We start from the raw sequence: 12,781 nt of genomic DNA, 5'->3' as shown, positions 1-12,781 counted from the left end.
TTCCGTCTATTCGATTAAAAAATCGACAAAATCCATTTGGACTTTGCCGATTTCCTAATTAAGCGTTATGTTGATAAATATATTTTTTTAATTGTTTTAAAATAATTCTGCGTGTCATTATACCGACAAATGTGCCTTCGTCATCGACAACACATAAAAAGGCATGGTTTATGACTAAATCAAGGGCACGTTGGAACGTATCGGAAACTTTTAAATACACTACTTCTTGATTCATTACTTCATCGACACGAATATCGGCCAATTTATCATATTCAATTCGCTCTAATCCTAAAATCGACTCTGTAATCATTTTTGTACTTAATAATCCTTTTAAACGATACTTTACGTCTAATACTGGAATGGAAGAATATCCGGTTTTCGTTAATACTAATAATGCATGTTCAGCGCTATTGCCACTTTGTACATGTGCTACCTTCTCAGATGAAATAATAAAGTCTTTAATAGGCATATCTAGTAAAGCTCTGTTGTTCGTTGAAATCATGACATTCTACTCCTTTTTCCCGCTAATAACAAGTAGCCCATAGTCAATAACCTAAAACCACTACCGTCATTCGTATGTTTTGCCCTATGACAAAACAACTTCTCTCATACTTATAATACCATACCAATCAACTTTATTACTAAGAAAGGTGCCTATTCAAAAAAAGAAAAAGCATAATAAGACGAGTAAAAACGTCTCATTATGCATAAAAGTCAGTATCCTCTTGCCCAATAATAGAAAATAATAATTCCGGTAAATGCTCCAAAAACAACATAGGATAAAATAATCGGATTAAGTAAAAATGGGTGCTCCTGAATTTCTTCAGGCACTTCGGAATCCCGTTCCTCCCCGCTATCTTCTATATTGTGACCAACACGAACCGTCAAATAGTAGCCAATAAAACTAAGAAGAAACACAACGAAAATCGTTGGATATAGCCACATACCTATCGCGATCGCCTCCTTCTACGATTAGCAATAGTATGTAGCAATTAATGGCAGACTATACTTTTTAGAATGGATGTTGATTCAGCCATTGACCACCGTCCAATGTGATGCACTCACCATTTAAATAACTTGCTTTATCAGATAGCATAAATGTCGCTAAATCCGCAATTTCTTCTGGTGTACCAAGTCGTTTTAATGGTACAGAATTAATTGTACGTTTTGCCTGTTCCTCTGATTCCCATAATTTATCTGCTCCACCTGTACGCTCAATTGGACCTGGAGCAATTGCATTCACCCGAATACCATATTGTCCTCCCCATTCAACAGCTAGTGAACGCGTCATTGATAATACACCCGCTTTGGCAGCAGCAGAATGAACAACTCCTGCGCCTGCACCCCAAGCATATGTTGCAACCATATTTAGAATGGAACCTTTAATACCGTTTTCAATCCAGTAACGTCCTACTGCTGATGAACAATAAAATGTACCATTTAAAACAATATCAATAACCGCTTTCCAACCATTTGGCGATAATTTTTCAGCGTGCACTATAAAGTTCCCCGCAGCATTATTGACTAAGCCGTCTACTTGTCCAAATTTTTCAACAGCAAAAGCGACCATTGCCTGAGCATGCTCTGGTTCACGGACATCCATTTGAAATACCTCAATAGTAGAACCAAATGCTAATATTTCTTTCTTTGCATTTTCAAGGCGTTCTATATCGCGTCCGGTAATCACTATGTTGGCACCTTCTTTCACGAATTGCTTCGCCATGCCAAGTCCCATCCCGCTAGATCCACCTGTAATAATAATTGTCTTATTTTGTAGCATTCCATACATCCCCTTTGCATATAAAATGAACAACCATTCATATTTATATTTTACTACAGTGGAGTGTAAATACCTACTAAAATATGAATATTTCTGTTTCATGCGATATTCTTCTAGTTTCATACTATAGATAAACTCGAAGAAATTCGGGATTGCCTACAGTCTTTTTAATTAAAATAAAGTTAACTAATGAAAACCGTTGATTTCCATTCCGGGACCGATGCTTTCCCCGGGCACGGCTCCAGCTAACTAAATTGAGCCTACAACGGCAGGCACAATTTAGTGGATCTTCCGCGCGGGCTTATTCCCGGTGGAGTCACGGTCCCTCCACTTCAATCAACTTATTTATCGCTATAAATAAAGTGAGATACGATATCTACGATGACTAGTAATCAATTCAAATCAATCCATGAACAACTTATTCCTGCTAAGCATCTAGTAAAAATTTATAATAAAAAGACAAAAGGCCTCTCGAGACCTTTTGTCGACAATCTAAAACTACTATGAATTTTTTTATCCATAGTAGTTTCACTTTGTTTATTCCTCAACAATCGTACCAAGCGATTCGATTAAAAAGATTTCCTGACTATTAATGCGAAGTTCACTATTATGATCTTCTTTATAATGGTAATTACCATTCGAGTCTTGGATTCTTGCCTTTTGATTATCCTCTATTTGTGTAAGCATAATGCGTTGGATACGTTCTTTAATTTCATCGGAATATATCGGGAATAGTATTTCTACACGCTTAATCATATTCCTAGTCATCATATCAGCAGACGATAAATATATATTATCCTCTCCATTGTGATGGAACCAGAAAATTCGTGAATGCTCAAGGAATCGCCCTACAATACTTAACACGGTTATATTTTCCGAAATCCCGGGAATGCCAGGTCTAATACAGCAAATCCCTCGGATAATAAGTTCGATTTTCACCCCTGCAATTGATGCCTCATAAAGTTTCATCATTAATTCCTTATCGGTTAAAGAATTCATTTTTGCTCGGATAAAGCCATTGCCGTGCTGTTTATGTAATGCAATTTCCCTTTCGATTAAATTCAGGAACTCATCGCGGATATCAAAAGGAGCAACGACAATATGATTAAATTTTGGTTTACTCGTATAACCACTTAAATAGTTAAAGAAGTTAGTTGCATCAATGCCGAATTCTTTATTTGATGTAATGATGCCCATATCTGTATAGATTTTCGCTGTTGCATCATTATAATTTCCCGTCCCTAAATGGACGAAACGCTCAATCTTTCCTTGTCTACGACGCACGACAAGTGTAATTTTGGAATGTGTTTTCAAGTTATTCATACCGTAAATTACGAGACAGCCAGCCTGCTCCAGCTGCTTTGCCCAATGTACATTGTTTTCTTCATCAAAGCGGGCCTTAAGCTCCACCAGCACGGTCACTTGCTTACCATTTTCTGCGGCTTGTTTTAATGCTTGTATAATTGGCGAATTTCCGCTAACTCGGTATAACGTTTGCTTAATTGCTAACACACTCGGATCTTCAGCCGCTTCAGAGATAAAGTCGACAATAGGTGCAAATGATTCGAATGGGTGATGGAAAAATAAATCCTGCGTTAATGCTTTTTCATAAATATTTTCATCTGATTGTAGATCTTGGGGTGGCTGTGGAATAAAGCTTTCATATTCTAAATGCTCCCTGCCTACCGAAATTGCTTTTACAAAAGCAAACATGGCTGTTAGATCAAGCGGTCCATCAATTTTAAATACATCGGATTCCTCAATTTCAAACTCATCCAATAAATATTCCAGAACATCATCATTCATCTCACCATCACGCACTTCCAACCGAGAACCAACACCCCATTTACGCTTTTTCAGCTCTTTTTCAATTTCTACTAAAAGATCCTGTGCGCCTTCCTCATGAATCGTTAAATCAGCATTTCTTGTTAAACGAAAAGCTTGAGTCGATTTTACTTTATAACCGAAAAATAAACGGTTTATATTGTTGGATATTACATCCTCCAATAATACGAATACCGTTTCATTCCCCATTGAAGGTACTTTAATAAAACGGTCCAATACAGAAGGAACCTGTACTATTGCCACTCTATCCATATTTTCAGGGTCCGGGATGTTATTTTCCAACCGGACAAGTAAGTTAAGCGTACGTCCTAACAAAGTTGGAAATGGACGATAGGCATCGACCGCAACCGGTGTTAAAACCGGAAAAATCGTTTCTTCGAATAATTCATTCACGAAGTTTTTCTGCTCGGGGTTCAATAACTTCAAATCGCGAATATGCACATTTTCTTTCGGCAATAATCCATATACTAAATGGCGATAAACTTCAGTTTGACGGCGCACTAATGCTTGTGTACGTTCAGCGATTTTTACAAGTTGCTCTTTCGGTGTCAACCCTGATTTATTTTCAGGTTTGTGGAATCCTGCACGAATTTGATCTTGCAGCCCTGCTACGCGAACCATAAAAAACTCATCCAGATTCGAACTAAATATTGCCAAAAATTTCAGTCGCTCTAATAACGGATTATTATTATCTTCCGCTTCTTCCAGAACACGCTCATTAAATGCCAGCCAACTCAATTCACGATTATTATAATATTGTGGTTTCGCAATCTCCTCAAGAATATGAATTCGAGCATTCAGTTCCTCATTATTCTCTTCGAAAAAGGAATCCGCTTCAATATTTCTTGTCATTCCTAATTCCACCCTTCTTCTTTGAATAAAAGTTTCACTTCACTTTTGAAAACACGTTCTATATGCTTTTTTTGTTTTTCTGCTTGTGCCAATTCGGCAATAGCCCGTTCTGTTGTAATCACCTCTATTTGAAGGTAATCATTTACTTTTTGTATTGAAAGTTTCTTTACAACATTGCGCTTCGTCATATTCAAAGCATAGATGAATTTCAGGATAGCACCAAAATCTCGAAGCTTTTTCAATTCTTCCTTTGAAATCCACGTTTCATATGGTTTGGCGAATCTTGCAAAGTAATCCCGGTTTTTATAAGATGCGAGTAACGCAAGCTGCACTCGATCTAAATGGGATAAACCAGCTATAGATTGATTTGAAATTAAATAAAATGTATGCTGACTGGATGAATCCAGTTCAATATATTCTCCTATTGCATAAACCTTAGCTGATTTTTTCAAGAGCTGTAAATCAGCATCATTGAATTCAAATAATTTCCCTTTACAACATTGTTCGTAAAAGTTCTCTGTCAGTTTTTCTAATGTGGCGGCTTCTTCTTCAGAACGACCATAGGCTAAAGCAAGCTGCCTGCCGCTCTCTTCAAAAACATTATATTTATTATATGCTTTTGGATTTCCTTGCAAAACACGGCTAATAATAAGCCCTTCCCGCAAACCTTTCTTACTGATCTGAAAACTGTCTGTATTTACAACAGACATAAGCGCTATAAATACTTCGAGAGCGGGTACAATCGTATCTGCACGATCTGAAGAGAGCCCATCTAGTTGTATTAACTCGTCGTACGATAATGCCGTCAAATAACCACCAAGCTTTTTTAACTCGTTAAGCTTTATTTCGTACTGATGAACACCTGATAATGGATAGCCTATTTTCTGTTGATGAACTTGCGCAATATTACGGGCACTACCACCAATTGCAATAACCGGCAATTTAGCATCGACAATCCATTTTAAAGAGGAAAATTGTTCCTGCAAAAAAGTACAAAGTTTCTCACGTTCCTTTTCACTTATGATGGTATTGCCTACAAATTTCTGTTTTAATGTAACGGTCCCAAATGGAAAGCTAATTGTTTTTTGAAGTTTTTTATTCGTAAACAAAGTAATTTCTGTAGAACCCCCACCAATATCTATTGTTACTGCAGAAGGGGTATCCATCGAATGTGCTACTGCAACAAAACCATAATAAGCTTCCTCTTCTTCTGATAATATATCTACATTAATGCCCGTCTCTTCTTTCATTCGGTGAATGATTGCCTCATTATTTAACGCTTGGCGTACCGCAGCAGTCGCTGCAGCCTTAACATCTGTCACTTCATAATCTGCCAATATTAATCGAAATGACTTTAACGTTTCTGCCAGTAATTTTATCCCCTCTTCGGACATTTCTCCATTCGGCATAAGATACGTGCGCAGACGTGCTACTGTCTTTATATTTCCAAATTCTTTTAAACCTTCATTTTTACTATAAGAATAGAGTACAAGTCGAATTGTATTTGAACCTATATCAATAATTGCTGTTTTTAAATTTTTCATAGGTGCATTTCGCCTCCTTTTTCATGTTTCTAGTTCATAAGTGGAGATTATGATCGAATCACTATACAAAAATAGCCGGAATTACTTTTACAAGTACCCGGCTTTTTCATTATTCTATACATTTTAAAAGGAAGTATCAATTTATTGTATGGGTTTTACAAAATCAGTTTGTCCATACGTAAAATTAATTCTGTAATTTCCGGCTTGGAAATTTGATCTTCTGCTCCTACTTTTTCTCCTTTATGACGTAAATCGTCGGTAATTAAGCTGGAGAAAATAATTACAGGGAGCTTTTGTAAATCCGGATGGGATTTAATTTTCTTCGTTAAATGATGCCCATCCATTTGGGGCATTTCAATATCTGTAACAACCATTTGGACATACTTTTCAATTTCTTTATCCGCTTTGGCTAGCGCTTCCAAATAATCGTATGCATCACGACCGTTTTCAAAAAACTCTGTATTAACATAGCCTGCTTCGTTCATCGTATCGAACAATAGTTTACGCAGCAACGGTGAATCTTCAGCAATTATGACTTTCTTTTCAGTTCGCTCACGCTTACCAAGCTTTTTCACCGCTTCTACACTGATACTCGATTCAGGATTAATATCCACCATTATTTTTTCAAAGTCTAAAAGTAATATCATTTCATCGTTATGCTTAATAACACCTATTACTTGTGATGTCCCGCCCTGATACATATCAGAAGGCTTTTCGATTTGATCCCAGGAAATACGGTGAATTTGCGTAACATTATCTACATGAAATACTACACGTTGCTTATTAAATTCTGCCACAATATACTTTTGCTGTGGATTTCGGTTTTCTGTTGGTATTCCCAACACTTTCAGCATATCAACTACCGGCAACACTTCTCCGCGTAATTGTATAATTCCCTCTACATGTGGATGTGCATGTGGAATAAATGTGACTGGAATTGGTTGAATAATTTCCTTAACTTTAATTACATTAATACCAAATTTATTATTTGCTACTTCAAATTCAACAATTTCAAGTTCATTCGTTCCACTTTCCAGTAAAATCCCTTTTTGTTTTTCCAATACATGCCTCTCCTTCCAAACTCCCAGGTTAACAATAACTCTATTGTATCATGCGGCATTTGTATCTACTATAAATATTATGTCAAATTACTTACTTATAAAATTCAACTAATGCCTGAGTACCGTTATCACCATAACCTTCTTCAAGCAATTGATCATACATCGATTTGGCTAAGGCCAAACCTGGGAGTTGGAGGTTCATGCGCTCTGCTTCATCAAGAGCAATCTTCATATCTTTAATTATATGTTTAATATAAAAACCTGGCTCCAAATCACCCTGAAGTATACGAGGAGCAAGGTTTGATAAGGACCATGAGCCTGCAGCACCGGCTGTAATCGAGCGAAGAACATCATCCATCGAAAGACCCGCCTTAAGTCCGTAAGCCATCGATTCGCATACCCCGATCATTCCTGAGGCAATTGCTATTTGATTGCACATTTTCGTATGTTGCCCATTTCCGGCTTCACCCTGATAAATTATATTTTGACCAAACACTTCAAAAACAGGCTTCATTTTTTCGAAGATATTAAAGTCTCCTCCAACCATAAGGGATAGGGTTCCATTCTTTGCGCCAATATCGCCACCCGAAACAGGTGCATCTAAACTATGTAGACCTTTACTTTTTGCCTCATTATAAATTTTTTTCGCAAAAGTTGGTTCGGAAGTAGTCATATCAACAAGAATCGTATCTTCTTTTACAACAGAGAAAATTCCACCGGTACCAAAATACACTTCTTCAACATCTTTTGGATATCCAACCATCGTAAATATAATTTGTTGATTTTTACTAGCCTCTGCGGGTGAAGACGCCCACATCGCGCCTAATGTAATCAGCTCTTCCGCTTTACTTTTTGTTCTTGTATATATCGTAACTTCATGACCTGCATTGAGTAAATGCTTTACTATGCTTGCCCCCATTACCCCTGTGCCAATGAAGCCAATTTTTTGTGATTTCATAACTATTCCCCTTTAGTATTTTCTTTTATTTTAACAAAACTAGAATAAACTTCAATGTCAGTAATTTCTAAAAATTGCGAATAACATTGATTATTTTGCAAAAAAAAAGAGAGCAGTAGCGTTTTTTTCGCTTCTACTCTAAAGGGGGAAATGAGAATGTTGCTGTGTTCAAAGTTATTATTCCCCCACATTAGAAATTTAAACATAAATTTATAAATTATTTTCATTCGCCGAGTGTATAAATATTTTTTCATTTTGCGATTGATCAAAAGCATTCATTAAGCGATCAACTTGCTTGCTTAACTGAAGGGTAATATCACTTTGCAATCCATTTTCCAAGCCTGATTGAATCATTTGTTTTCGTTTCAATTCAATTTCGATTAGTAGCGCCGTATCCCGTATTGCTCTACCCAACCCTACACCCTCCTCATCATAGTGAATTACCATTATTATACTCTCTTTTTAAGGATCTTACAAAAAAATCATTATGCAAAATTCGACAATAATTATGTTCTTGGATTTTCTAAAAATGTGTATTCAACGTCTCCGCCTTGCTTTGCTATCCCGCGGAAATGTTTAAATTGTGGATCATTTACCAGATGTTCACGAAAATGTAAAAAATCACTCTTCTTAATTAATATAGACTTGACTTCTCCATTTCGTAATTGATCTAGTATTGCTTGATAGTCAGCCATTTAAACACACTTCCTTCTTCTAATTTTCTTATTATTATCCCATAAATTAAACTCCTATTCTAAAAGAAAAAATAAATAAATAATATTAAAATGACAAAATTATTCAAACTAACAGAACTTTATAGTATAATTTCAAACAAACTGTTATTTATTAGTCGATGAAGGGGCTGACTGTGTATGAAAATTGCTGAAGTTGGAAATATAATCGAGTTTAAAGACGGCATAAAAGGTGTCGTTGAAAAGGTGAATGAGAATTCAGTCATTGTAGATATTACAATTACGGATAATTTTCATGATTTAGAAATGGAAGAAAAAACAGTTGTTAATCACAAACGGTATAAAATATTAGCTAATAACGAATAATTTAATGCAAAATACCCTTTTTAACATTGAGAAGATGATAAAAGGGGTATTTTTTGTTAACATACGTAAAGGAGGCTGAATTCATTGAAAAACAAGAAACAAACCATTACTCTCCTTGTGGCATTAGTGTTTATTTTTAGTATGATGTATTTTACATTTTATGAGAAATCCGTTTTTTGGTATTTATATGCGTTTACATTGCTAGTAGGAATTGCGATAAGTTTAGTGGCGGGAAAATTTGAAGACCGTATTCCGACCTGGCAGTATTTGATTTTTGGTATAGGTTATGGAACGATTACATATGGTCTCGTAAAACTCGGCTATATGCTAATGCCTTATATCGATAAAAATGCTGTAAATGAAATTACGAAATTCTTGGATGTATACGGTCCACAAAATATTTTCCATTACCTGCTGTTAATTTTTATAGTTGCTGTTGGAGAAGAAATGTTTTGGCGTGGCTATGTACAACAACAATTAAAACAGTTCACATCACCTTTTTGGGCCGTTATTGTTACTTCTATTTTATTTTCACTTTCACTAGCGCTTAGCGGCTTTATGCCAGGTGCGTTAGCAGCAATTGTTGCAGGTATTTTATGGGGTACACTATACGAATGGAAGAAAAGCTTACCGCTAATTATCGTTTCACATATCGTGTTTGTTTTACTATTATTTTTAGTTTTACCTTTATTCTGATACAATAAAAGCAGAAACTTATCTTTCCAAATTCCGTCTATACATTTAAAAGGGGGAGCATTATGAAAAAATCATTAACAGCAATCAGTGCAGCACTTATACTTTCTACTGTATTAGCAGCATGTAATACCGATACAGAGGAACCGATTACGAAAGCGGCAAATGAAGAACAGTTAGAAAATGAGCAAGTTCAAAGTGATGAACAACAAGAAGAACAGCAAGAGGAAAATACGGAGTCTGCAGATCCAGCTGAAGAACCGAAAAATGAGCAAGATGTAAAGAAAGAAGAGATTACTACATTAACTTATTCTTCTAATAATCAGCCTTTTACTGAAGAAGTAGTTGAAGCGAAAAGTGAAGAAATGAATTATACAATTCAGCATTTTGAAGATTATACTTTAGTAGCAGAGGAACCTGGTGTTGATCATCTAATTTTTAATAAGGATGACGAACTTTCAATGCAAATTGAAGTTATTAATAAAGAAGAAGCTACTTTTGAGCAAATAAAAGCAACAGCAAAAGAAACAATTTTTGCAATTGCACCGGATAATTTAAAGGAACTAGAATTTTCAACTATTTTAACAGAACGTCCGGAAATTTTGAATATTACGGGATATGAAGGCGTAGTAGATGGAGAAAAAGTGGTAAAAGTAGTGCTTGAACGATCTAATTTAATTGCCGCATTAACTATTTACGATAAACCACAAGCAGACTTAATGGATGCCTTTATCCAAATGGGTTTAACTATTCAATAAAAGATAAGGGAAAGTAAAATTCATTTTTTGTACACTCAATAATGGGGGCTGTATCAAAAGTCGATTCGACTTTTGATACAGCCCCCTTTCTGCTACTACTCCAACTATTAATATATTCTATTCTAATAGGATAAATCTTTTATAGATAAACCGAGTTTTTTTAGCAATTCTATTGCTGTTTGTTTTTCTTCTCCTGATAAAGCATCCAGTAACGCATGTAAATGCTGCTCATGCTCTGGAAATAACTTGTCCATGAATTCAGAACCTAAATCGGTAATTTCAGCATATGTTACACGTCGATCGTTTGGACACGATATCCGAGCCAAAAACTCGCGTTTCTCCAATTTATCAACCACATACGTAATCGAACCACTTGCCAATAAGATTTTTGTTCCTATTTGCTGCAATGGTTGGCGGCCTTTATGGTATAAAAGTTCGAGAACTGCGAATTCTGTTGGGTTTAATCCATTTTTTTGTATAAATTGATTCGTCGCTTCATTTATCGCTTTATGCGCTCTTGATAATACAATAAATAATTTCAACGATTGTTTTACTTCCTCTGAAGCCATAAATACCATCCTCTATTTTGAGTAATATGCTTATTATAGCGATGGATTGAAAGTTTTGTCAAAATCACTTCATATTCGCTGAAATTCTACTCTCACCTATTTTGTAGGCATGTATCGGGTTCATAAATTCTCTATTACTTTGTGGATTAAATTCAATGATAAAGTTTGAACCTACACCAACCTCACTCTCAATATGAAGAATCGCATCATGCTCTTTTATAACAGACTGAACGAGCAAAAGCCCTAATCCGGAACCATATTCTTTCGTAGTAAAGAATGGGTTTAATGCATTTTCCAAGTCCAAAGAGTCCATGCCTTTCCCACTATCTTTTATAGAGAGCTTAATAGAGGAATCTTTAGAATATAGTAATTTCACAACAATATAATTATTGCATTCCACTGATTCTATAGCATTTTTAAGTATATTTATAACCATTTGTTTTAAACGGCTATAATCCCCCATCATTGTATATTCGATTTCTTCATCATATTCAAATACAATCATCGCATCGGTCGTCATTGCTGTCGGTTGCATAAGTTGAATAGCTTCATCCACAAGTACTTTCATATCCAGGCTTTTAAACACTTGCTTCTTAGGTTTTGCAATACTTAATAAATCTACAAGCAAGTCATCCATTCTTTTTAGTTCCGATTCTACAATTTGAAAATAAGGATTTTGCTCCTCATTTAAACTGCTTTTAATCATTTGGATAAATCCTTGGATAGAAGTCATTGGATTGCGGATTTCATGCGCAATTGATGCAATATTTTGACCAATGAAAGATAACGACTGCTGATGCTCAATCTTTTTAAGCAGTATCATTTCTTCTGTTTGATCAATGATTGTTGTTACCAAAAGCCCTAGATTTTCATCTACTTTACTTATGAAATTCAAATAAACCGTTTTTCCGTCAGCTGTTTCCTTTTTTACAAAGAGGCTGGCCATTTCACGATTTGAAATCTTTTTATAGTATTGGACAATAACCGATGATTCATAGTGACAATCTTCAAATAGATAATCATAGCTGCGATTTTCTATTTGCGCAGGCTTTCTATCCAATAAATGTAAAGCCATTTCGTTCACCGATAATATCTTTCCATCTAACATCGTTAATATTACACCCTGGGCCATTCCATTAATCAAATTCTGGAAAACGATCATATCGTTTTTTTCTTCAAACGAAATAACATTTGAAGGATTTAATTGAATTCGTGTAAAAATCAGCTGCTTCTGCTGAAGATAGTATCCCCAAATCTTAATTGGCATTTTTTGATGATATTTATTTACTAAAAATAAAGTTGTACTAGAAGTTGAATTTTCTATTACGGTACGTATAAATCGTTCCCATTCGCTATTATTTTTATCAGTGTTACTCCAAAAGTTTGAAAGAAGATGCACAGACTTTAAAGTTTCTTCCGCCTTTTTATTGATAAATTCCAAGTTTCCTAGGCGATTAAAGATAATAATTTGCTCACTCGATTCATTAAAAAGCGCTTCTACCATCATAGGCGATTTTCCTTCCAATACATTATTTCCTCCATTTTTTAGAAGTTATAGAATTTTCTGATATATACTTGTTATTATTATATTATTCCATATTTGTAATTGTAATAAAATGGGTATATTCTCCCATATTGTTTGAAGCTGTTTACACTGCTACAA

The 12,781-nt window shown here is 35.3% G+C and carries 14 protein-coding genes; 3 read left to right on the top strand and 11 right to left on the bottom strand.

The window, feature by feature from the left end; translation table 11 throughout:
• Positions 1-58: 58 nt before the first annotated feature.
• The 9 genes from cbpB to NYE67_RS04095 all read right to left on the bottom strand — a co-directional run bounded on the left by cbpB (position 59) and on the right by NYE67_RS04095 (position 8,735).
• Entirely contained in the window at positions 59-502 is a 444-nt protein-coding gene (gene cbpB, locus NYE67_RS04135) for a cyclic-di-AMP-binding protein CbpB (RefSeq protein ID WP_191702227.1), read from the bottom strand.
• Positions 503-714: 212 nt separating this feature from the next.
• Positions 715-945, bottom strand: a complete 231-nt coding sequence (locus tag NYE67_RS04130) for a short-chain dehydrogenase (RefSeq protein WP_191698569.1) — start codon at positions 943-945, stop codon at positions 715-717.
• 67 nt (positions 946-1,012) lie between these two features.
• The gene (gene fadH, locus NYE67_RS04125) at positions 1,013-1,780 is read right to left on the bottom strand and encodes a 2,4-dienoyl-CoA reductase (protein WP_340729298.1); all 768 of its coding nucleotides are present in this window, start codon (positions 1,778-1,780) and stop codon (positions 1,013-1,015) included.
• A gap of 537 nt (positions 1,781-2,317) precedes the next feature.
• Positions 2,318-4,477, bottom strand: coding sequence for an RNA degradosome polyphosphate kinase (locus NYE67_RS04120; RefSeq protein ID WP_340729297.1), 2,160 nt, complete (start codon positions 4,475-4,477; stop codon positions 2,318-2,320).
• Positions 4,478-4,479: 2 nt separating this feature from the next.
• Positions 4,480-6,021, bottom strand: a complete 1,542-nt coding sequence (locus NYE67_RS04115) for a Ppx/GppA family phosphatase (protein ID WP_340727111.1) — start codon at positions 6,019-6,021, stop codon at positions 4,480-4,482.
• 155 nt (positions 6,022-6,176) lie between these two features.
• Positions 6,177-7,082 (bottom strand): chemotaxis protein, encoded by a 906-nt coding sequence (locus NYE67_RS04110; protein WP_340727110.1) that lies wholly within the window; start codon positions 7,080-7,082, stop codon positions 6,177-6,179.
• Between the two features lie 91 nt (positions 7,083-7,173).
• Positions 7,174-8,040: an NAD(P)-dependent oxidoreductase gene (locus tag NYE67_RS04105; RefSeq protein WP_340729296.1), complete on the bottom strand. Its 867-nt coding sequence runs from the start codon at positions 8,038-8,040 to the stop codon at positions 7,174-7,176.
• A gap of 210 nt (positions 8,041-8,250) precedes the next feature.
• The gene (locus NYE67_RS04100; RefSeq protein ID WP_340729295.1) at positions 8,251-8,454 is read right to left on the bottom strand and encodes an aspartyl-phosphate phosphatase Spo0E family protein; all 204 of its coding nucleotides are present in this window, start codon (positions 8,452-8,454) and stop codon (positions 8,251-8,253) included.
• Between the two features lie 92 nt (positions 8,455-8,546).
• Positions 8,547-8,735, bottom strand: a complete 189-nt coding sequence (locus NYE67_RS04095; protein ID WP_340729294.1) for a hypothetical protein — start codon at positions 8,733-8,735, stop codon at positions 8,547-8,549.
• 177 nt (positions 8,736-8,912) lie between these two features.
• Between NYE67_RS04095 and NYE67_RS04090 the strand changes: the two genes are divergently transcribed.
• The 3 genes from NYE67_RS04090 (at position 8,913) to NYE67_RS04080 (ending at position 10,549) form a co-directional block, all read left to right on the top strand.
• A complete protein-coding gene (locus NYE67_RS04090) occupies positions 8,913-9,098 on the top strand; it encodes a YkvS family protein (protein WP_191698577.1) in 186 nt (61 codons plus the stop codon).
• A gap of 84 nt (positions 9,099-9,182) precedes the next feature.
• A complete protein-coding gene (locus tag NYE67_RS04085; RefSeq protein WP_340727106.1) occupies positions 9,183-9,794 on the top strand; it encodes a CPBP family intramembrane glutamic endopeptidase in 612 nt (203 codons plus the stop codon).
• Between the two features lie 62 nt (positions 9,795-9,856).
• Positions 9,857-10,549 carry a chemotaxis protein gene (locus NYE67_RS04080; RefSeq protein WP_340729293.1) on the top strand — a complete coding sequence of 231 codons (693 nt, stop codon included), beginning with the start codon at positions 9,857-9,859 and terminating at the stop codon, positions 10,547-10,549.
• A 122-nt stretch (positions 10,550-10,671) separates the two neighbouring features.
• Here NYE67_RS04080 and NYE67_RS04075 read toward each other — a convergent pair whose 3' ends face one another.
• Positions 10,672-11,118 carry a MarR family winged helix-turn-helix transcriptional regulator gene (locus NYE67_RS04075; RefSeq protein ID WP_340727104.1) on the bottom strand — a complete coding sequence of 149 codons (447 nt, stop codon included), beginning with the start codon at positions 11,116-11,118 and terminating at the stop codon, positions 10,672-10,674.
• A gap of 64 nt (positions 11,119-11,182) precedes the next feature.
• Positions 11,183-12,643 (bottom strand): ATP-binding protein, encoded by a 1,461-nt coding sequence (locus NYE67_RS04070; RefSeq protein WP_340729292.1) that lies wholly within the window; start codon positions 12,641-12,643, stop codon positions 11,183-11,185.
• Positions 12,644-12,781 lie beyond the last annotated feature (138 nt).

Source organism: Solibacillus sp. FSL W8-0474, from assembly GCF_038004065.1.
In the GTDB taxonomy this organism is placed as follows: Bacteria; Bacillota; Bacilli; order Bacillales_A; family Planococcaceae; genus Solibacillus; species Solibacillus faecavium.
The sequence above is the reverse complement of the archived record's forward strand: the minus strand, read 5'-3'. Positions and strand labels throughout refer to the sequence as shown.

Coding starts and splice junctions, on each gene's coding strand:
- fadH (WP_340729298.1), bottom strand. CDS start 1,780: ATGCTACAAAATAAGACAATTATTATTACAGGTGGATCTAGCGGGATG.
- NYE67_RS04105 (WP_340729296.1), bottom strand. CDS start 8,040: ATGAAATCACAAAAAATTGGCTTCATTGGCACAGGGGTAATGGGGGCA.
- NYE67_RS04115 (WP_340727111.1), bottom strand. CDS start 6,021: ATGAAAAATTTAAAAACAGCAATTATTGATATAGGTTCAAATACAATT.
- NYE67_RS04090 (WP_191698577.1), top strand. CDS start 8,913: ATGAAAATTGCTGAAGTTGGAAATATAATCGAGTTTAAAGACGGCATA.
- NYE67_RS04075 (WP_340727104.1), bottom strand. CDS start 11,118: ATGGCTTCAGAGGAAGTAAAACAATCGTTGAAATTATTTATTGTATTA.
- NYE67_RS04130 (WP_191698569.1), bottom strand. CDS start 945: ATGTGGCTATATCCAACGATTTTCGTTGTGTTTCTTCTTAGTTTTATT.
- NYE67_RS04120 (WP_340729297.1), bottom strand. CDS start 4,477: ATGACAAGAAATATTGAAGCGGATTCCTTTTTCGAAGAGAATAATGAG.
- NYE67_RS04080 (WP_340729293.1), top strand. CDS start 9,857: ATGAAAAAATCATTAACAGCAATCAGTGCAGCACTTATACTTTCTACT.
- cbpB (WP_191702227.1), bottom strand. CDS start 502: ATGATTTCAACGAACAACAGAGCTTTACTAGATATGCCTATTAAAGAC.
- NYE67_RS04095 (WP_340729294.1), bottom strand. CDS start 8,735: ATGGCTGACTATCAAGCAATACTAGATCAATTACGAAATGGAGAAGTC.